This is a genomic window from Rothia nasimurium (assembly GCF_014217215.1).
Lineage (GTDB): Bacteria > Actinomycetota > Actinomycetes > Actinomycetales > Micrococcaceae > Rothia > Rothia avistercoris.
In genome coordinates, this window is record NZ_CP056080.1 from 1,504,201 (window position 1) to 1,522,730 (window position 18,530).

Annotated in this window: 14 protein-coding genes; 8 read left to right on the plus strand and 6 right to left on the minus strand. The window is 58.4% G+C overall.

Annotated elements, in window-relative coordinates:
• Positions 1-15: 15 nt before the first annotated feature.
• A complete protein-coding gene (locus HWU94_RS06905; protein WP_185173070.1) occupies positions 16-348 on the minus strand; it encodes a hypothetical protein in 333 nt (110 codons plus the stop codon).
• Between the two features lie 624 nt (positions 349-972).
• Between HWU94_RS06905 and casA the strand changes: the two genes are divergently transcribed.
• The 8 genes from casA to HWU94_RS06945 all read left to right on the plus strand — a co-directional run bounded on the left by casA (position 973) and on the right by HWU94_RS06945 (position 9,859).
• A complete protein-coding gene (gene casA / locus HWU94_RS06910; protein WP_185173071.1) occupies positions 973-2,661 on the plus strand; it encodes a type I-E CRISPR-associated protein Cse1/CasA in 1,689 nt (562 codons plus the stop codon).
• A gap of 13 nt (positions 2,662-2,674) precedes the next feature.
• Positions 2,675-3,289: a type I-E CRISPR-associated protein Cse2/CasB gene (gene casB / locus HWU94_RS06915; protein ID WP_185173072.1), complete on the plus strand. Its 615-nt coding sequence runs from the start codon at positions 2,675-2,677 to the stop codon at positions 3,287-3,289.
• A gap of 24 nt (positions 3,290-3,313) precedes the next feature.
• Entirely contained in the window at positions 3,314-4,435 is a 1,122-nt protein-coding gene (gene cas7e, locus HWU94_RS06920; protein WP_185173073.1) for a type I-E CRISPR-associated protein Cas7/Cse4/CasC, read from the plus strand.
• On the plus strand, positions 4,435-5,142 hold the full coding sequence (gene cas5e / locus HWU94_RS06925; RefSeq protein WP_185173074.1) for a type I-E CRISPR-associated protein Cas5/CasD: 708 nt from the start codon (positions 4,435-4,437) through the stop codon (positions 5,140-5,142). The genes cas7e and cas5e overlap by 1 nt, the downstream gene beginning before the upstream one ends.
• Positions 5,139-5,822 (plus strand): type I-E CRISPR-associated protein Cas6/Cse3/CasE, encoded by a 684-nt coding sequence (gene cas6e, locus HWU94_RS06930; RefSeq protein ID WP_185173075.1) that lies wholly within the window; start codon positions 5,139-5,141, stop codon positions 5,820-5,822. Before cas5e ends, cas6e begins: the two co-directional genes overlap by 4 nt.
• A gap of 66 nt (positions 5,823-5,888) precedes the next feature.
• Entirely contained in the window at positions 5,889-6,821 is a 933-nt protein-coding gene (gene cas1e, locus HWU94_RS06935) for a type I-E CRISPR-associated endonuclease Cas1e (RefSeq protein ID WP_185173076.1), read from the plus strand.
• Positions 6,818-7,165 carry a type I-E CRISPR-associated endoribonuclease Cas2e gene (gene cas2e / locus HWU94_RS06940; protein ID WP_185173077.1) on the plus strand — a complete coding sequence of 116 codons (348 nt, stop codon included), beginning with the start codon at positions 6,818-6,820 and terminating at the stop codon, positions 7,163-7,165. The genes cas1e and cas2e overlap by 4 nt, the downstream gene beginning before the upstream one ends.
• Positions 7,166-7,291: 126 nt before the next feature.
• Entirely contained in the window at positions 7,292-9,859 is a 2,568-nt protein-coding gene (locus HWU94_RS06945) for a DNA topoisomerase (ATP-hydrolyzing) subunit A (protein ID WP_185173078.1), read from the plus strand.
• Between the two features lie 121 nt (positions 9,860-9,980).
• Here the strand turns inward: HWU94_RS06945 and HWU94_RS06950 are convergent, their stop codons facing one another.
• From HWU94_RS06950 to HWU94_RS06970, 5 genes are all read right to left on the minus strand, one after another.
• A complete protein-coding gene (locus tag HWU94_RS06950) occupies positions 9,981-10,478 on the minus strand; it encodes a hypothetical protein (protein ID WP_185173079.1) in 498 nt (165 codons plus the stop codon).
• Positions 10,479-10,650: 172 nt separating this feature from the next.
• A complete protein-coding gene (cydC, locus tag HWU94_RS06955; protein ID WP_185173080.1) occupies positions 10,651-14,352 on the minus strand; it encodes a thiol reductant ABC exporter subunit CydC in 3,702 nt (1,233 codons plus the stop codon).
• A gap of 183 nt (positions 14,353-14,535) precedes the next feature.
• Positions 14,536-15,615 carry a cytochrome d ubiquinol oxidase subunit II gene (gene cydB, locus HWU94_RS06960; protein WP_185173081.1) on the minus strand — a complete coding sequence of 360 codons (1,080 nt, stop codon included), beginning with the start codon at positions 15,613-15,615 and terminating at the stop codon, positions 14,536-14,538.
• 17 nt (positions 15,616-15,632) lie between these two features.
• The gene (locus tag HWU94_RS06965) at positions 15,633-17,204 is read right to left on the minus strand and encodes a cytochrome ubiquinol oxidase subunit I (protein WP_185173082.1); all 1,572 of its coding nucleotides are present in this window, start codon (positions 17,202-17,204) and stop codon (positions 15,633-15,635) included.
• Positions 17,205-17,487: 283 nt separating this feature from the next.
• Complete coding sequence (locus HWU94_RS06970) at positions 17,488-18,504, minus strand: malate dehydrogenase (RefSeq protein WP_244955918.1); 1,017 nt, start codon at positions 18,502-18,504, stop codon at positions 17,488-17,490.
• Positions 18,505-18,530 lie beyond the last annotated feature (26 nt).

An 18,530-nucleotide genomic window follows, 5' to 3' on the forward strand; every position in this document is an offset into this window, starting at 1 on the left:
GGCGCTCGTCAACTACTAGGCAGAACGGGGCAGATATTGTTCTAGGGCTTCTCTCACCACAACAGAGGGCTTAACCTTCCGCTCTTTTGCGTAGGCTGCTAGGCGTTCTTTAAGGTCTGGGGTTACTCGCGCATTGATAGTGGGAGACTTGCCATCTATCTCTGCGGCGAGAGAAGGACGGCCTCGGGTAGCAGCCTGCACTATTGCCTCCGCTTGAGCAACCCCCTCGGAGGTGCGGCCCTGGAATTGGGCGTTCTCTAAAGTTTCAAAATATTCGTCAGACTCCACCCAAGAAGATAGCTTCTGGCCAATAGCCTCTAGTTCCTCCAGGCTGTATTCCTTAGTCACCTTGGTAGCTCCTTTCCTCAGAGTTTTGCACAGCACGCATGTAGGTCTTCCCCCGTAACTTCATACAGTGGAAGATAACGGTTTGAGGGTCTATCACGTAGGTAAAGACCTCTAGCAGATCACCGTTGAGCGCTGGGCCGATGTAGAGATTCGGGTCTGGTAGATGCGCTATGCGCGAAGGTTCAAAGGCTGAAAGATAGTGCTGGTAGTTCTTTATAGCGCACAGGGCATCTGCTTCCGTGTAGCCATGCTTGGAAGCACTGGGAAGAAAAATTACCTTCATCATTAATGTATCACAATATTCCTTCGAGTCGGGGGGGGGTAAATCTGCAGGTGAACGACAGCCCCACCCAAAATCCTCATGTAACCTAGAAAAGCACCGCCTATACGGTGATGACCCCTTGTAGATGAAGTATCTATCCAGGGATCACCTCATGCTCCTCGCGAAGACGAGATACTCTTATCCTACCCGAAGAGCAAAAAGTAATGAACTTGTAAATTAAATATCTAGAACCCCTTGACATGCCACTCTAGACAGAATTAGGCTCTTACTCAAGAACGCAGGGCGATGACGCCATCAAGACTCGCCCACACAGCCCCTAGACAAAATTTTAGGAGGATAGAGTGAGCGAAGACACCATTCCCCAATTTAATCTCGTAGATTCACCCTGGATTAAGGTTCAGAAGACAGCCGGTGAGCTAGAACTTGTTTCTTTAGAGCAGCTCTTCCGCGAAGGCTATTCCATTACCAAGCTTGCTCATGAAAGCGCACTAGAAGACTCCGCTATGCTGGCTTTCTTAGAGCCCATTCTTCTACGCTCGTCCTTCTTCCACTTCGCAGACGCCGAAGACTTTGACCTAGCAGCCTTTGGAACTGAAGCCCGTCGAAATTGGATAGCCACCCTCAGAGAGAAGAAAGTAGGCAACTTTGATTTCGTACTGGACTACCTCCAGCATGAAGACATCAAACCCTACTTTGAACTCTTCCATCCAGAGCACCCCTTCATGCAGGTAGCAGACCTACATACTGAAAAGAGCACTTTCTCCCCTGTTTCCCGCATTCTCCTAGACTCTGATTCAGATCACTTTTCCATGCGCGCAGCTAGTGGCAAAGGAACCCTAGACTATGCCGATGCAGCCCGAAAGCTTATCACTGTACAGGCCTACGACTATTCCGGCATTAAATCCGGTGCAGTAGGTGACCCGCGCGTCAAAGGTGGCCGAGGATATCCCATTGGTGTTGGTTGGCAAGGCGCCACAGGAAGGGTTATTCTTCACGGAGAAAACATCTTTGAGACTCTCCTCCTCAACCTGCCTATCAGCCGACTCTTTGAGCCGACCATTAACGAGAACGGGGAGGAAGATTTCAAAATCGCCAATGACTTACCCGTTTGGGAACGAGAACCCTTTGATGGCGCTGCCCCCAGAAGCTACCCCAAAGAGATAACCACTCCTACCGGACCTTGTGACACCCTCACCTGGCAATCCCGGCGCGTCCGGCTGTTCCCCAAGAACGGTCAAGTTACCGGAGTTCTTGTCTCCAATGGAGATAAGGCTTCTGAGAAATTCCAAGACGGCATCGGCTGTGAAGACCCCTGGACCGGCCTTCGCTACAGCAAAAACCAGTCTAAAAAGGGACAGGAAATCTGGATGCCTCTACAGCACAACCAGGAGCGTACCTTCTGGCGAGGCTTAGATGCTCTCCTGGTCTTAAGTCCTAACCAAGGCGGGGACGAATACGCGCCCAAAAAACCTCAAACTATACAAGACCTCAGCCGCTACTTTCCTCACAATATGAAGGTACAGGTCCAGCTAGTAGGAGTTGTCTACGGCAACCAAAACGCTGTTATCGAATCCACCATCGATGAATCAATTCCCGTAGAACTAGCCCTGCTAACCGATGAATTCCCAGAACATACAGCAGCCATCCTTGAAAACTCCCAAAAGAGTATGGACGCTGCAATCCAGCTGGGACGCTTCGCCGGAAGTCTGCTGGAAGCTGCCGGTCAAAGCTACGAATTCCAGCCAGCGGCAACCGAAGCTGTACTTCACAGGCTCGAAAAGGAATTCCGCATCTGGCTTTCCCAGGTTACCCACGAAGCAAATCCACAAGAGCTTAAGGAAAGCTGGCAGAAACTTGCCTCTTCCTTCTTCAAACGGGAAGTAGAAAATATGCTCATCGGTGCAAGCTCGAAAGCCCTCATCGGCAGGATCAAGGATGACAAACTCATCAGTGCAGCAACAGCCCAACGAGCCTGCCATCGCGAGTTCAAAAAGATTTTTCCTCTAGCCTACGAAGACAAAACCCAGTAGAAAGAAGGCAACGATGTCTCATCCTTCTGAGACGGTGACACCTACCCTCTATAACTTTGTCACCCACAAAATCCATCGCCTCTACGGAGGACACAATGCAGGTTCCTCAGCGTCCAAAAAAGAGCTGAGCGACCTTCGTCAAGCAGTAGGTCAAGATCCTGCTAAAAACCCGCTAGCCTGGCAGTATGTCCTCACCGGCGATGAAAATATCGACTTTCCAGATAACTACCGAGGCCGAGGAGACGAAGCCAGCTACGGTGAACTAGCCACCTACATGGCCCTCACCCTCTACGCTGTCCACCAGCAATCAGAGCAAAGAAACATGCACACCAAAGACATTAGCTTTGGTTACTCAATAGGACAGCTTGTTGCAAAGCGCACCCCCTCCATCAAAAAACGCTTTGATGCCCTACTTCAGGCAAGGAACTTTAGCGGTATCGTCTACCACGCTCATTCCCTGGTTCAGCTCCTCAAACAGGAAGAACTAACCTTCGACTATGGAAGGTTCACTACCGACCTCTACTGGCTCCAGCACCCCAGGCACCGTGCAAAAGTCATTACCCGCTGGAGCCGAGACTTTGCCTACGGCTACACTCGCCGCCCAGCAAATACCTCTACCAACAACTAACCCAAGAAACTAAAAGGAGAAATCATGAGCTTCTACATCGATATCCACGCCCTACAGACCCTTCCCCCCTCCAACATCAACCGCGACGATACGGGCTCCCCCAAGTCTGCTGTTTTTGGCGGGGTACCCCGCCAGCGTGTTTCTTCCCAGGCTTGGAAGTCTGCTATTCGTCAGGACTTCGTCGCCAACCTCGACACCGATAAGATGGGAATCCGCACCAAGCGAGTAGCCGAAAAAGTCGTTACCAAAATTCAGGAAATTTCTGAAGGATACGACTATGACCAGGCTCTTTCCGAGGTTGCAGAAGCTTTCAAAACAGTAAAAATTTCCCTGGCTGAGCCCAAAAAGAAGAAAGAAGAAGAGGCGCCGAAGACCCTGGAATCCGGTTATCTTCTGCTGGTCAGCAACCAGCAGATTTCACGCCTGGCCCAGGCAATCATCGATGCTGAAGGCAGCAAACTGAAAAAAGCGGATGTAGAAAAAATCCTGGACGAACAGCACAGCGTTGACATTGCCCTCTTTGGCCGTATGCTTGCTGACGCCCCCGACTTCAACGTTGATGCCTCCTGCCAGGTAGCCCACGCTATTGGCGTTCATGAGTCAGAGCCTGAATTCGACTACTTCACCGCAGTCGATGACGTTGTCCGCGACGCAGACGAAACCGGCGCAGGCATGATTGGCACCGTCGAGATGATGTCCTCCACCCTCTACCGCTACGCCAACATCAACTTCACCGGCCTACAGGCAAACTTGGGTGACAAGGAGGCCGCTGTAGAGGCCGCAACCCAGTTCATCAAGAGCTTCATCACCGCTATGCCCACCGGCAAGCAGAACAGCTTCGCTAACCGCACCCTGCCCGAGGCAGTAGTGGTTACCCTGCGTGATGACCGCCCAGTTTCCTACGTCAATGCCTTTGAAACCCCTGTCAAGGAGAGCGCGGAGAAGGGCCGCCGTTACCAGGCAGCCGCTGCCCTAGCCCATGAAGCACAGGAGCTGGCAGAAACATACGGTCTGGAGCCCGTCAAGAGCTACTTTCTTGCAGTAGGAGACCTCAAGGATGCCCTAGAAAACCTTGGCCAGGGCGTAAACCTCAAGGAACTCCTTTCCGCAGTTGAAAGCGATCTTTCCGAGGTGCTGGCAGACTAATGTACTCGCTACTCCTCAAATTCAAGGCGCCGCTACAGGCCTGGGGAGCTGAGAGCCGGTTCAAGGTCCGCCATACCAACAACGAGCCTACAAAGTCAGGAGTTATTGGGCTTCTTTCCGCCGCCCTGGGGCGCGACCGTCAAGAGCCTGTAGACGACCTGGCCCAGCTTGAATTCGCGGTGCGGGTAGACCACCCAGGTCAGCTGACTCGCGACTATCACACGGCCCGTAACTGGTTCGGTAAGGACAAAAATTCCCAGCTCAGTACCCGCTACTACCTGGCGGATGCTGTCTTTCTGGTAGCCCTAGCTTCACCCCAGAAAGCGCTCCTGGAAGAACTAGAAGCCGCCCTGCGGCGTCCTGTCTATCCGCTCTACCTAGGGCGGCGGGCCTGCCCCGCTAACCCTGATCTAGTACTGGGTATCAGAGAGGGCAACGCGGAAGAAGTTCTGCGAGCAGAAAATACCTGGTACGCACCCAAGTGGGCTCAGCAAAACGCCGGAGAGCTTGTCTCACTTGCGATCCTGCGCGATGCCCGCCTAGGCGAACCAGCAGATACCTTACGAGATATCCCGGTAAGCTTTAATCCAGAGTTCCGGCAGTATTCGCTACGGTCTGTTTTCCGGGCAGAGCCCTTAGAAATCAACAATCCTGAGGGAGAAACTGAGCCGGAGGACGAATTCATGAAGGTGGTTACTGAAGCATGAGTTTCTTTTCCCGCATACTCATCAATCCCCAGCGTCGTGAAGCGCGAAAGCTCATAGCCAGCCCCCAAGCCATGCATGCTGCCGTCCTCTCTGCTTTCCCGCCAGATGTGCAGGCGAGCGCAGACAGCCGGGTACTGTGGCGGCTCGATGTTAACGGCCCTTCCTATACCCTCTACGTTCAAAGTCCTGAAGAGCCGGATCTACGGCATATTCAGGAGGCCGCCGGCTGGGAGTCACGTCCTGCTGAAGTTGCTCATCTTGGTAAGTTGCTATCCAGCCTAAGGGAGGGCCAGGCCTGGTCCTTCCGGCTAACTGGAAACCCGGTTAAGTCTCTTCCTGTAGAAAATGGGAAGCGTGGTAGGGTCGTCCCCCATGTTACTGCTGAACAGCAACTTGGCTGGCTAGTGCATAAGGCTCCGCAATGGGGCTTTAGGGTAGCTGAAGGCTCTGAGCCAGGAAGTTACCTGGCAGCTGTCACTTCACGATCTGACCAGCGTTTTAGCCGTGCTAATCCTCACGATGACGGACGACGTGCTTCTGTGACCCTCCGGCAAGCCCAATTTGACGGGGCTCTTGTTATCACCGATGTAGACCTCTTCCGAGAGTCCATACTCAAGGGCATGGGCAAGGGAAAGGCCTATGGATGTGGTCTGCTTACTATCCGTAAAAATTCTTCCTAAGAATCTGGGATGCACACTTGTGTGCATCCCAGATTCTTTTATATCTCTCAGATCCAGGAGAAACCCATGATTGGTGCCACCCCACCCACCACCAAGGAACTCACCAGAAGTTCTGACCGGCTTTCCTTTATCTATGTTGAGCACAGCGTTATCCATAGAGAAGACAGCGCTATTACCGCAACTAATAGCCAGGGAACCGTGCATATACCTGCCGCTTCTTTAGGCGCTCTTATGCTTGGTCCAGGCACCCGTATTACCCACCACGCCATGATGTTACTTGGCGACTGCGGTGCAACCGCGGTGTGGGTAGGTGAGCAGGGGGTACGCTACTATGCTCACGGTAGCTCCTTGGCTAAAACCACTCGTCTGCTTCAGGCCCAGGCAGATAAGGTCAGTAATACTCGCAAGCGCCTAGCTGTTGCTAAGGAAATGTATAACATGCGCTTCCCCGATGAAGATGTCAGGGAACTAACAATGCAACAGTTACGGGGCAAGGAGGGCGCTAGAGTACGCCGTATTTACCGCCAGGAATCTGGTCGTACCGGTGTGCCTTGGGATAACCGTAACTACGACCCCAATGATTTTGATAACGCAGATGCAATCAACATGGCTCTCTCGGCAGCGAATGCCTGCCTCTACGGGATAGTTCATGCGGTAGTAGTTTCTTTGGGCTGTTCCCCTGGTCTAGGCTTTGTGCATACGGGGCATTCCCGGTCTTTTATCTATGATATTGCCGACCTCTACAAGGCAGAAGTAAGTATTCCTGCGGCTTTTGAGGTTGTTGCAGAAAGCAAGGAGGACGTGGCGTCCAGAGCCCGCCGTGCAGTGAGAGACAAGCTCCGGGACGGCAAAATCTTGCAACGTTGTACTAGCGATATTCAGAAACTACTTCTCAGCTCGGAAATTGCTGAAGAAGACTGGCATACCGACGTCCTTGCCCTCTGGGGAGATCGCGAAGAAACGATAGAAAGCAGGAGAAATTATGGGGAGGAAGCATGATTGTTGTTATCCTCTCAAACTGTCCGCCTGCTCTACGCGGTGATTTGACCCGTTGGCTTTTAGAAATCAGTTCGGGAGTCTATGTTGGCAAGGTCAGTGCCCGAGTACGCGAGCACTTGTGGGAGCGTATTGTTTCTTCGGTACAGTCTGGTCGGGCGCTTATGGTCTTCTCTACCAACACAGAGCAGGGCCTAGATTACAAAGTACACCGGCACCAGTGGGATCCCGTTGATTTTGAGGGCATAACCCTAATGCGTAGGCCTACGGTACCCAGCAAGCAGGTAGAGTCTAAACGTGGCTGGTCCAAGGCTAGTCGATACCGGTTGGGACGAAAAAGGTCGTAGAACAGAATTCGGCTCGTCCTGTCTCTGTGTGAGAGGCTGGTAGGTTCGGCTTTTCTGGGGCACTTGCGGGGAACACGGTAAACTGGTGGGGCAATACCTTCACCGTCTATTTGCTTTGAGGTTCCCATGGCTCGCCGCACCACCGCGCACGATGACTACCCCACCGACGTCGTCGAAAATATCGTCGATATCGACGTGACCAGCGAGATGGAAACCAGTTTCCTGGAATACTCCTACTCGGTCATCTACTCCCGCGCCCTGCCCGACGCCCGCGACGGCCTCAAGCCCGTGCAGCGCCGCATCCTCTACATGATGCAGCAGATGGGCCTGCGCCCCGACAAGGGCCACGTCAAGAGCGCCCGCGTGATCGGCGAAGTCATGGGTAAGCTGCACCCCCACGGCGACGTCGCCATCTACGACGCCATGGTGCGCCTAGCCCAGCCCTTCTCCATGCGCCTACCCGTGGTTGACGGCCACGGCAACTTCGGCTCCCTGGACGACGGCCCAGCAGCCTCCCGCTACACCGAGGTCCGCATGGCTCCGGCGGCCCTCGCCATGACCGCCAACCTCGACGAAGACGTCGTGGACTTCGTACCCAACTACGACAGCCAGTTCATGCAGCCGGCCGTCCTGCCCGCCGCCTACCCCAACCTACTGGTCAACGGCTCAGCCGGTATCGCTGTCGGCATGGCCACCAACATGGCCCCCCACAACCTGCGCGAGGTCATAGCCGCTGCCCGCCACCTGCTGGATCACCCCGAGGCCACCCTCAAAGACATCATGAAGTTCGTGCCCGGCCCCGACCTGCCCTCCGGCGGCACCATCGTGGGCACCTCCGGCATTAAGGACGCCTACGAAAAGGGCCGCGGCATCTTCAAGACCCGCGCCAAGGTCTCCATCGAACAGGTCACCGCCCGCAAACAGGGTATTGTGGTCACCGAACTGCCCTACCTGGTTGGCCCCGAAAAGGTCATCGAAAAAATCAAGGACGGCGTCAACTCCAAGAAGCTGCAGGGCATCTCAGACGTCGTTGACCTGACCGACCGCAAAAACGGCCTGCGCATGGTCATTGAAATCAAAAACGGCTTCAACCCCAAGGCGGTGCTCGCCGCCCTCTACAAGCACACCCCGCTAGAAGACTCCTTCGGCATCAACAACGTAGCCCTGGTGGACGGCCAGCCCCAGACCCTGGGCCTGCTCGATCTGCTGCACGTCTACGTCAACCACCGCCTGGACGTCGTGCGCCGCCGCACCAACCACCGCCTGGGCAAGCGCCGCGACCGCCTGCACCTGGTAGAGGGCCTGCTGGTAGCCATCGTCGATATCGACGAGGTTATCCAGATTATCCGCTCCTCCGACGAAACAGCCCAGGCCCGTGAGCGCCTCATGCAGATTTACGACCTGAGCGAGGTTCAGGCCAACCACATTCTCGAACTGCGCCTGCGCCAGCTCACCAAGTACTCCCGCATCGAGCTTGAAGCCGAACGCGACGAACTCTTAGCAGAAATCACCTCCCTCGAAGAAATCCTCGGCTCCGACGTAAAACTCCGCGCCCTGGTCTCCGAAGAACTACAGCAGGTCGCCGACGAATACGGCACCGACCGCCGCACCAAAATCGTCACCAAGGACGAGCTGGCCGACGCGGTGGCTGCCCTGTCGGCGTCCGCCTCCAAGGCCAAAAAAGAAGCCGGCCTATCCCTCGAAATCGCGGACGACCCCTGCTGGGTCCTGCTCTCCACCTCGGGCCAGCTGGGGCGCACCAGCGGCGTCAAGGGCCAACGCCCCACCCTGCTCGACCCGGGCAAACGCATCAAACACGACGCCTACCTCTCCATCGTGCCCACCAGCGCCCGCGGCGAAATCGGTGCGGTAACTTCAAGCGGCCGCCTGATTCGTGTGCCCGTCATTGACCTACCCGTCCTCGAAGAGACCGGCGGCACACCCCAGCCCACCAGCGGTGTCAAAGCCGCAGACGCCATCACCCTAGCCCGCGGCGAAAAACTCGTCGGCCTGGTACCGCTCAATGCCATCCTGGCCCTGGCTACCGAACGCGGTGTCGTCAAACGAGTCAACCCCGACTACCCGCTCAACGCCACCGAGTTTGAGATCATGAAGCTCAAGCCCAAGGACGCCATAGTGGGCGTAGCTGTCTGCGATTCTAACGATGCGGTACTCACCTTTATTACCGAGCAGGCTAAGCTACTCACCTTTGATGCCTCCAAGGTCCGCCCCCAAGGACGCACCGGCGGCGGTATGGCCGGCATGAAGGTAGCCGACGACGACAAGCTCATCGCCTTCGGCGTCACCACCCCCGGCGCGGACGCCCAAGTCGTCACCATCACCGACGGCCGCGAAGACGGAGCCACCGCCAAAGTCACCGAACTCACCGAATTCCCGCAGAAGGGGCGCGCAACCGGCGGCATGCGAGCCCACCGCTTCCTCAAGGGAGAAACCGCCCTCGCCCTCGCCTGGGTGGGAATCGGCCCCGCCAAGGCAGTCTCATCCGCCGGTGTTGCCCGCACCCTACCCACCGAATTCGGCCCCCGCGACGGATCCGGTGTGCTCCTAGCCCAGAGCATCGACGCAATCGGCCCCAACTACCAGGCACTGACCTCCCCCGCACCTGTATCAGCGGTCTCAGAAGAACCCGCCGATCAGCCTGAAGTTCAGGTTGAAGAGGATGCTCTCTTCTAAAAGAAAAAACTAGCAGGCGGACCTTTTCCTAAATAGCACCAGAGGAAAGGGAGTGTTGGTGTGCCTGCCGACCCTGACCTGAAAATAATAAAGTAGCGGGCGCGCCCGCTACTTTCTTCCATTACACTGCTGAACGCAGCCGGGAGTTCAGCTCAGCAACAACCTGTTCGGGGTTGGTAGCGGACGCCGTCACCCGGCTACCGTTGGTCAGGGTAAAGGTAACGGTGGGGCCGCCGGTCAGGTAGCCGGTGTTACCTCCGCCCATGATTCTAAGACCGGCTCCCTGTGCCAGACCGGTTTCTGGCCCCACCTCTGCCTTCTCAATCTCGCTGTAGGGTAGCTCTTTCGAGAAGAACTTCATGGTGGTGATTTTGAGAGAAGTATCGAGCAGGTCAATGCGGGTACTGCTGAAGATCATCGGAATAATAACCAGCGCTACGGAAGCTCCCACAAGCGCTGAAATGAAGAGACCCTGGTAAGTGCCGTCCTTATCGACGGGGCCAAAAATCATGATGGGCAGTGCAACACTCAGCAGTACAAAAACTATGACCCCGCAAAGAAACAGCTTGAACTTCTTAGTCAGGGGCGCAACGTAGCTGCGCTCTTGAAGAGTAGGCATGGGATTCACTCACTATCTGTCACTCGGGCTCTAGAAATTTATTACCTAGAACACACTTTACCCCCCATGGTAAAATTCCAGACAGCAGAGGAAGATTCACAGCCACCTTGCATACAGAAAACCCCTCCCACAGCGTCCTTTCGCAGGAACCTTGGGAGGGGTTTTCTTGCTTCTATCGAAGCTTCACCACGGTATCGCAGGCAGCGATGTCTTCGGCTCGGTGGGAGACCAGGACGACCGCAGGCAGCTTGGTCTTGCCCTTAAGCTTCTGGCCGGGGGCGCGCTTAGTACCGCGGGCAACCTCATTAATCAGAGCCACCGCAGCGGGGGCATCGAGGTGGGCGGTCGGCTCATCCATCAGCAGCAGAGGCGAATCCACCAGCAGGGTGCGGGCAATCGCAATACGCTGACGCTGGCCACCCGACACATAAGAACCGCCAGCCCCCACCAGGGTCTGCAAGCCAGCAGGCAGGGACCGCACAAAATCGCCCAGCCCTACCCGGTCAAGCACCTCGTACATCTCTTCATCGGTGGGGCGCTCGTCCGCCGAACGGGCAATCGCCAGGTTATTAGCAATAGTGGACTCAAAGATATAGGCAGACTGGGGGCACCAAGCCGCATACCCGCGCAAAGACTGGGCATCAAAGGCACGACCATTCACCCGAATCTGCCCCTGCTCAACAGGCAAGAAGCCCAGCAGGGTAGCCAAAGCAGTTGTCTTGCCCGAGCCAGAGGGGCCGGTGATACCCAGCCACTGCCCCGACGATACAGACGCTGACAGGTCGGTAAAAACAGGCTGCTCCATATTGGGCCAGCGGGTGGCCAGCGAATCCAGCTCCAGGGTGATGGACTTATGCGCGGCACGGTTCTTAGCCCCAATACCGGGGTCCCCAAGAATATCTCGAATTTCGCCCTTACCGGCGTCCTCCCCCTCGGCCGCAGTGGCAGCGTCCACGGTCTCAAAGTTAGCGCGGGTGCGGGCAACCAGGGCAGCGAAGGCGGGCCAGCCGCGAACGGCGTCCAGGTGGGCTGCGGTGGTCTCGAACAGGCCGGTCATCATCAAAATGACGATAGCTGCGGTCGGCGCGGTAACCTCCCCCACTTCAACGGCAGGCCAGACGCTGGCAATCACAGCTAGAGCCGCACCCCACCAGGTGACAACCATCAGGCCCTGGCCCACGCCGATAGCGCGGGAGCTCTTGAGGCGGGATTCCTGGGCATAGCCGTCCTGGCGGGAGACAGCCAGGGCAACGGTCTGGTCAAGGCCGTTATTGTGCAGGTCGGTAGCAGCATCCAGGGCCGAGACGCCCAGGCGGAGCATGGCCGAGGTTTCCCGGCGGGCAACGGCATCCGCGCGCTCGTCCGCACGCAGCACCACTGCCGGAATCACGAAGGTAGAGATAAGAACAGCGATGACGACCGGCAGCAGGGCCTGCGGGGTAGCCCAGGCTGTCACGCCCAGCACCAGTAGCATCACGATCAGATGAGCGGCAACCGGCAGGATAACGCGCGGGATAGCATCGCGCAGCTCGTCAATGTCGCCGACCAGCCGGTCAAGGATCTTATCCCCTCGCAGTAGGGAGCGCACCGACAGGACGGTACGTCCGGCAGCATCCCAGGCGCGCACGCGCAGGGTGTTAGCTGCCCCCAGCACCAGGTTGTGGGTGCGCAGGCGTTCGGCGTAGCGGGAGGTCGCCCTACCCAGGCCGAAGAAGCGGACGCCGGTAACAGCTACCAGCAGGTACATCATCGCGGGCTGCTCAGCGGCGCGCACGATGAGCCAGCCAGAAAGCGCGGTAAGGCTGACAGCAAAGACCACGGTGAGTACCGATAGCAGGATAGGCAGGGCCATATCGCGCTTGCGGATGCCTGTGAGCTCCCCCAGGTGGCGTAGGGTTTTCAGGACGCCCGCCGCGGCCGGCTCTACCGCCTGTTCTGTTGAGCTTGCAGCAGCTTGGACGGGGGCCGAGTCTTCGAGCTCGCCGGTGGCGACGGCGTCCGCCAAGGTCGCAAGAGCGTAGCCGCCTAGCCCATCTGCGTTCTGGGCGGTGAGCTCCCAGGTAACGCCGTGGGGCTTTGAGGTCGCCTGGAGCAGGTTGTTGGTGGCGGCAGCCAGGGCGGTGTCGTGGGTGACGATAATCAGGGTTGCGCCGGTTTCCTGCAGGGCAGCTAGGGCAACATTCACCTTGGCCGCTGAAACCGGGTCAAGGTGGGCGGTGGGTTCGTCAATCAGCACAGTGACGCGTTCTTCCTGGGCTTGCAGGGTGGCAACGCGGGCCAGGGCGCGGGCAATAGCAAGACGGCGCATCTGACCGGCTGAAAGGGCTTCCGGTGGCAAGTCTGCGAGGTCAGCAAGCCCTACCGAGTGCAGGAAGGAAGTGAAGTAGTCGCGGTCCTCAGCGGTGAAAGCGACGGAATCATCGAGCAGGGTTGAGGCGTAGTTGATGCCTTCGAGGGCACCTTCGCCGCGGGTTACGGTGGCGTAGAGGGCGACCTCTGCCAGGGCTGTGGGGGCGATGAAGGTGGGTGACTGGCTAATCCAGACGGTGGAGCCGGTGCCAGATACCAGGCCGGAGACGTGCACCGGTTCGGTGGTGCCGGTGGGTACCAGGTCGTTGCGCAGGGCTCCGCCCAGTACCGAGAGCAGGGTGGTTTTGCCGCAGCCGGAAGGCCCAGTGATAGCGGTGGTGGTTCCGTGGCGCAGGGTGAAGCTCACGCCGGTGAGGGTGCGGTCGCGGCCCGGGTAAGCGACAGAGAGCTGGCGCACCGAGATGCGGTCGCCGCCGGGGGCGACGGTAGCGTGGGGAATGGGCTGGTCGATGATGGCCTCGGCGCGACGGAGGGCTGCCACGCCGTCCTCAGACTGATGGTAGGCGGTGCCCACATCGCGCAGGGGCTGGTAGCACTCGGGGGCCAGTAGCAAGGCGAAGAGGGCGACGTCGAGCCCCAGGTTCCCCTCCACTAGGCGCAGGCCAATCAGCACCGCTACCAGAGCTACCGAGATGGTGGTAATCAGTTCTAGGGCCAGCGATGAGAGGAAGGCCGAGCGCAGGGTGTACATGGTGGCCTTGCGGTAGCGCTCCCCCAGATCGCCCAGTGCCTTGGACTGAGCCCGCGAGCGCCCCAGGCCCACCAGCACGGGCAGACCCTTGACCAGTTCGACGATGTGGTCTGAGAGGCGCAGCAGGTCGCGCTGGGCGCGGGCGGTGTCTTCTGCTGTGGTTCGGCCGATGAGCACCATGAAGAGGGGGATCAGCGGCAGGGTGCAGATGATGACCAGGGCTGAGACCCAGTCGTAGAAGGCGATGAAAATCAGTAGCAGGGTGGGTACTACGGCCGTGGAGACAAAGGCGGTAAGAGTCTTGGTGTAGTAGTCATCCAGGGCGTTGAGGCCGCGGGAGAGCAGGACGGCGGTGGCACCGGTGCCGTCGGGGGTGTCGATACCGCCGGTGGCAAGGACACGGCGGATGAGTTTGCGGCGGATAGTGGTTTTGGCACCTACCGCCGCCTGCTGGGCGTAGAAGCCCAGGGACCAGTCGGCGGCTGCGCGCACCAAAAGCGCAATGACGCCGGTGACCGCCAGGGACAGCAGGCCCGGCTGCATGAAAGGGGCAGCAAAGAAGATACCGGTGAGCTGGGCCTGGCCGTTACCGGCGAAGACGGCAAGCTGTTCGGCGTGGGCAGACTCGTAGGTTTTCCCCTCGTAGAGCACCGCGTAGGTCATGCGGGCTAGCAGGGTAATGGCGGTGCCCAGCACCGCGGCAAAGACAATGAGCGCCAGGGTTTTGAGTGCGGTGAGCACGGCAAAAACGGTGAGGTTTCTCTTGGCGTGGGGCCCCAGCGGGGGCCGCTTGCTCGTTGTGGGAGCGGTCATTCTCGATAGTGTCCTTGGTGCCGCGAATAGTTTGTTCACTATTCTAGTGGGAACTTCTGGGTGGGGTAGACCCCGATGTCGATAGCTGGGCAGTGGGTGTCAGCACACTACCCCTCAAGGTAGGCGAAAGGACGCCGGGAGCTGCTCCCGACGTCCTTTCGTCTCTACGCCGTGTGCTAGCTGCTAGGCGTTGTAGGCGCTTGCACGAGTGGCGCGGGCGGCCAGCTCGGTGGCGTCGTGGGCATCGGGGATGCTCTCAACGCGCAGGCGCTTGCGGAAGACCCAGTAGGTCCAGCTCTGGTAGACGAGCAGAATCGGGATGCCGAAGAGACCGACCCAGCTCATCACGCGCAGGGTGTACTCGGAGCTTGACGCGTTGGCGATAGTGAGGTTGTACGCCTCATCGAGGGTTGAGGGCAGGACGTTGGGGTACAGGGCCAGGAAGATGGCCAGGACGCCGAAGCCCACAAATACCGCAAAGCCGGAGAAGGCCTTACCCTCGCTCCTGCGGCTGGCAAAGAACCAGGCAGCGGCAAGAGCCAGCACGGCGAGTACGGTCAGAGCATAGGAGATGCCATTACCGGTGGTCACCTGCATGTAGATAACCCAGACGACAACCGGGAGCACCAGCAGGGGTGAGAACTTGACCAGGGCAGCACCGGCGCGGTGGCGCACCTCGCCATCGGTCTTCAGCGCAATGAAGGCAAGACCCATGACCAGGGAAACACCGACCATGGCTAGGCCGCCCATAAAGACAGCGGGAGTTAGCCAGGCGAAGGCGCCGCCCACACGGTCACCGTTTGCGTTGATGGGCAGGCCGGTGGAGGTTAGAGCCAGCAGGGCACCGACCAGGAAGGCGATGAAGAAGGAACCCAGGGAGATAGCCAGGGTCCAGCCGGCGATCCAGCGCTCTGAGTCCTTCTTACCGCGGTACTCGATAGCAACAGCGCGGAAAATCAGGGCCAGCAGGGCCAGGGTCAGCGGGATGTAGAGGGCCGAGAAGAGGGAGGCGTACCACAGCGGGAAGGCTGCGAAGGTGGCTGCACCAGCGGTAACAACCCATACCTCGTTACCGTCCCAGACGGGGCCAATGGTGTTCAGCAGCAGGCGGCGTTCTTTCTCGTTCTTGGCGAAGATTCGGCTCATGAGCATACCTACGCCCAGGTCGAAACCGTCCAGAATGATGTAACCCACCCAGAAGAAGCCGATGACGGCGAACCAGAGAGTCGGCAGAAGAGGCTGGTCAGCAAAAAGCTCAAACATGTGTGTAAGCCCCTTTCTTAGTAGGCGAACGCGAGCACGTCGCGGTCGTTCTTCTCGTCGTTATCGTGCGGGTCTTCGACCAGCTCGGGCATGGCCGCTGCGACACCTGCCTTGACGTACTTAGCCAGCAGGTAGACCTCGACAACCATCAGGACGCCGTATACCAGGCCCAGGGAGATGAGCGAGAAGAGAATCTCGTAGCCCGAAACACCGGGTGAGACGGCTGCGGCGGTGAACATCATGATGGCGGGGTTGCCATCGGGGTTGGGGGCAACGACGAAGGGCTGACGGCCCATTTCGGTGAAGATCCAGCCGGTGGCATTGGCACCGAAGGGGGCCAGGATGCCCGCAATCGCCAGGTTTGAAATCCACTTGGCTTCGGGTACAGTCCCTTCGCCCTTCTTGCGGGTTACCCACAGAACGTAGAGGAAGGAGAGGGCGCTGATGCCGCCGAAGGTAATCATGCCGCGGAAGCCGTAGTAGGTCACTTCCATCAGGGGCAGGTACTCAACCTCGGTACCGGCTCGTTCCCCGTAGAGCTCGGGATTATCGGGGATGGTGCTGCCGTAGGTTTCTTCGTACTGGGGCAGCAGGGTGGTGATGCCGGGGACGTCGGTGGTGAAGTTGTTGTAGGCCAGGAAGGAGAGCAGGCCGGGAATTTCAATCACTGCCTGGACCTCGTCACAGTTCTGGGCACCAGGTGATGAGAGAGAAAGGACAGAGAAGCCGGTGCCGTCATGGCAGGCTGCCTCGGCAGCTGCCATCTTCATGGGCTGCTGCTCAATCATGAGCTGGGCTTGGTGGTGGCCAGTAAAGGCGGTGCCGATGAAGGCTGCAAAACCAACGATAGCGCCAATACGCAGGGACTTGAACCAGACGTTGAAATCGGTCTTGTCGCGAGCGCCTTCGGTAGTTTCACCGACGATAACCTTGCCATCTTCCCCGATGGTGTCGATGCCGTCACGGCGGCGCTTCCAGAGCTTGTACCAGGCGATACCGACCAGGAAGCCGCCGGCGACCTGCAGGGCGCCGAAGATAGCGTGGGGGTAGGCCACCAGGGCGGTGTTGTTGGTCAGCACAGCTAAGACGTCGGTCATAACGGGGCGGCCGTCAATCATTTCAACGCCAACAGGGTGCTGCATCCAGGAGTTAGCCACGATGATGAAGTAGGCAGAGAGCCAGGAGGCTGCTACAGCAGTGACCAGGCAGGCTGCGTGCACCTTGGGGGCCAGTTTGTCCCAGCCGAAGATGAAGAGGCCCAAGAAGGTGGACTCAACGAAGAAGGCCAGTAGGCCTTCCATCGCCAGAGGGGCGCCGAAGACGTCGCCCACAAAGCGGGAGTATTCGCTCCAGGCCATACCGAACTGGAATTCCTGCACAAGGCCGGTTGCAACGCCCATGATGAAGTTGATGAGGTAGAGCTTGCCCCAGAACTTGGTCATGCGCTTGTATTCGTGCTTCTTGGTTCGCACGTAGGCGATGTAGAAGCCGGATACAACGGCACCCAGGCCCAGGGTCAGCGGAACCATCATGAAGTGGTAGACGGTGGTGATACCGAATTGCCACCGCGCTAGTTCGAGGGGATCCATTGACTTCCTTGAGAGTTAAAGTGATGCACCGTCTGCGGGCTGGCATGCCGCCGTGGGCCCGGCGCAACGGTGCGGGTGTGTTTTGCTCTAGGATAGCGGGCTTGCACGAGCGTACCCTTAGGGTAGTTTTGACCTCTTCACCAGATGATTTGACGCTTCACTAAAGGTCACTTAAACGCTAAGACTCCCGCTGACCTAGAGGATTCAGCGGGAGTCTCGATAGGTTTTTTACACCGGGCACCCAGTTAGTGACACTTTGTCTAGTCACACCGGGGCGGGTGTCTTAGCGGGGCCCGAGCAGGCCAAGCTGGGCGACGGCGTCCTTCTCTTCAACCAGCTCGGCCACAGAGGCCGCGATGCGCTGGCTGGCAAAATCTGAGTGCTGTAAACCGTGAACAATCTCATATCCACCTGATGAACACTTGACGGGGAAAGAGCTGATAAGCCCCTCAGGCACCCCGTAGGAGCCGTCGGAGGGCACCGCCATGGAGGTGCTCCGCTCCCCCGTTCCCAGCACCCAGTCACGCACGTGGGCCAGGGCGGCGTGGGCAGCGGAGGCGACGGACGAACCACCGCGCACCGCGATAATTTCGGCTCCACGCTGGGCAACGGTGGGGATGAAGGTTTCTTCGATCCAGGTCTGGCCAAGGTTCTTGTCGGCAAGGGCGTCGATAGCGGGACGGCCGCCGACGGTGGCGTGGAAGAGGTCGGGGTACTGGCTGGCAGAGTGGTTACCCCAGATGGTGATACCGTCGATCTCGGGCACGGTGGCACCGGTGGCGGCAGCCAGCTGGGCAACCGCTCGGTGGTGGTCAAGGCGGGTGAGGGCGGTGAAGCGCTCCAGGGGGACGTCCGGCGCATGAGAAGCGGCAATGAGGGCGTTGGTATTAGCCGGGTTGCCCACCACAGCTACTTTCACATCATCAGCGGCCCGGTCGTTGATAGCCCTCCCCTGCACCGAGAAAATACCGCCGTTAGCTTCAAGCAGGTCGGCACGCTCCATGCCCTTTGTGCGGGGGCGGGAGCCAATGAGCAGGGCGATACTGGTGCCGTCGAAGCCAACGGAGGGGTCGTCGGTGATATCGACAGATTCAAGCAGGGGGAAGGCGCAGTCGGCAAGCTCCATCGCGGTGCCCTCAGCGGCCTTGAGACCGGCCGGGATTTCGAGCAGACGCAGGCGCACGGGAGTATCTGGGCCCAGCATTTCACCTGCCGCGATGCGGAAGAGGGAGGCGTAGCCAATCTGGCCAGCGGCGCCGGTAACGGTGACAGTAACAGGGTGCTTCATTGCATGTGTCATGCACAACATTTTACCCTGCCCCTGCC

What these genes read in the sequence shown, in the direction of transcription:
- casB (WP_185173072.1), top strand. Translation starts at nt 2,675, where the DNA reads ATGTCTCATCCTTCTGAGACGGTGACACCTACCCTCTATAACTTTGTC.
- cas7e (WP_185173073.1), top strand. Translation starts at nt 3,314, where the DNA reads ATGAGCTTCTACATCGATATCCACGCCCTACAGACCCTTCCCCCCTCC.
- cas5e (WP_185173074.1), top strand. Translation starts at nt 4,435, where the DNA reads ATGTACTCGCTACTCCTCAAATTCAAGGCGCCGCTACAGGCCTGGGGA.
- cas6e (WP_185173075.1), top strand. Translation starts at nt 5,139, where the DNA reads ATGAGTTTCTTTTCCCGCATACTCATCAATCCCCAGCGTCGTGAAGCG.
- cas1e (WP_185173076.1), top strand. Translation starts at nt 5,889, where the DNA reads ATGATTGGTGCCACCCCACCCACCACCAAGGAACTCACCAGAAGTTCT.
- cas2e (WP_185173077.1), top strand. Translation starts at nt 6,818, where the DNA reads ATGATTGTTGTTATCCTCTCAAACTGTCCGCCTGCTCTACGCGGTGAT.
- HWU94_RS06945 (WP_185173078.1), top strand. Translation starts at nt 7,292, where the DNA reads ATGGCTCGCCGCACCACCGCGCACGATGACTACCCCACCGACGTCGTC.
- HWU94_RS06950 (WP_185173079.1), bottom strand. Translation starts at nt 10,478, where the DNA reads ATGCCTACTCTTCAAGAGCGCAGCTACGTTGCGCCCCTGACTAAGAAG.
- cydC (WP_185173080.1), bottom strand. Translation starts at nt 14,352, where the DNA reads ATGACCGCTCCCACAACGAGCAAGCGGCCCCCGCTGGGGCCCCACGCC.
- cydB (WP_185173081.1), bottom strand. Translation starts at nt 15,615, where the DNA reads ATGTTTGAGCTTTTTGCTGACCAGCCTCTTCTGCCGACTCTCTGGTTC.
- HWU94_RS06965 (WP_185173082.1), bottom strand. Translation starts at nt 17,204, where the DNA reads ATGGATCCCCTCGAACTAGCGCGGTGGCAATTCGGTATCACCACCGTC.
- HWU94_RS06970 (WP_244955918.1), bottom strand. Translation starts at nt 18,504, where the DNA reads ATGACACATGCAATGAAGCACCCTGTTACTGTCACCGTTACCGGCGCC.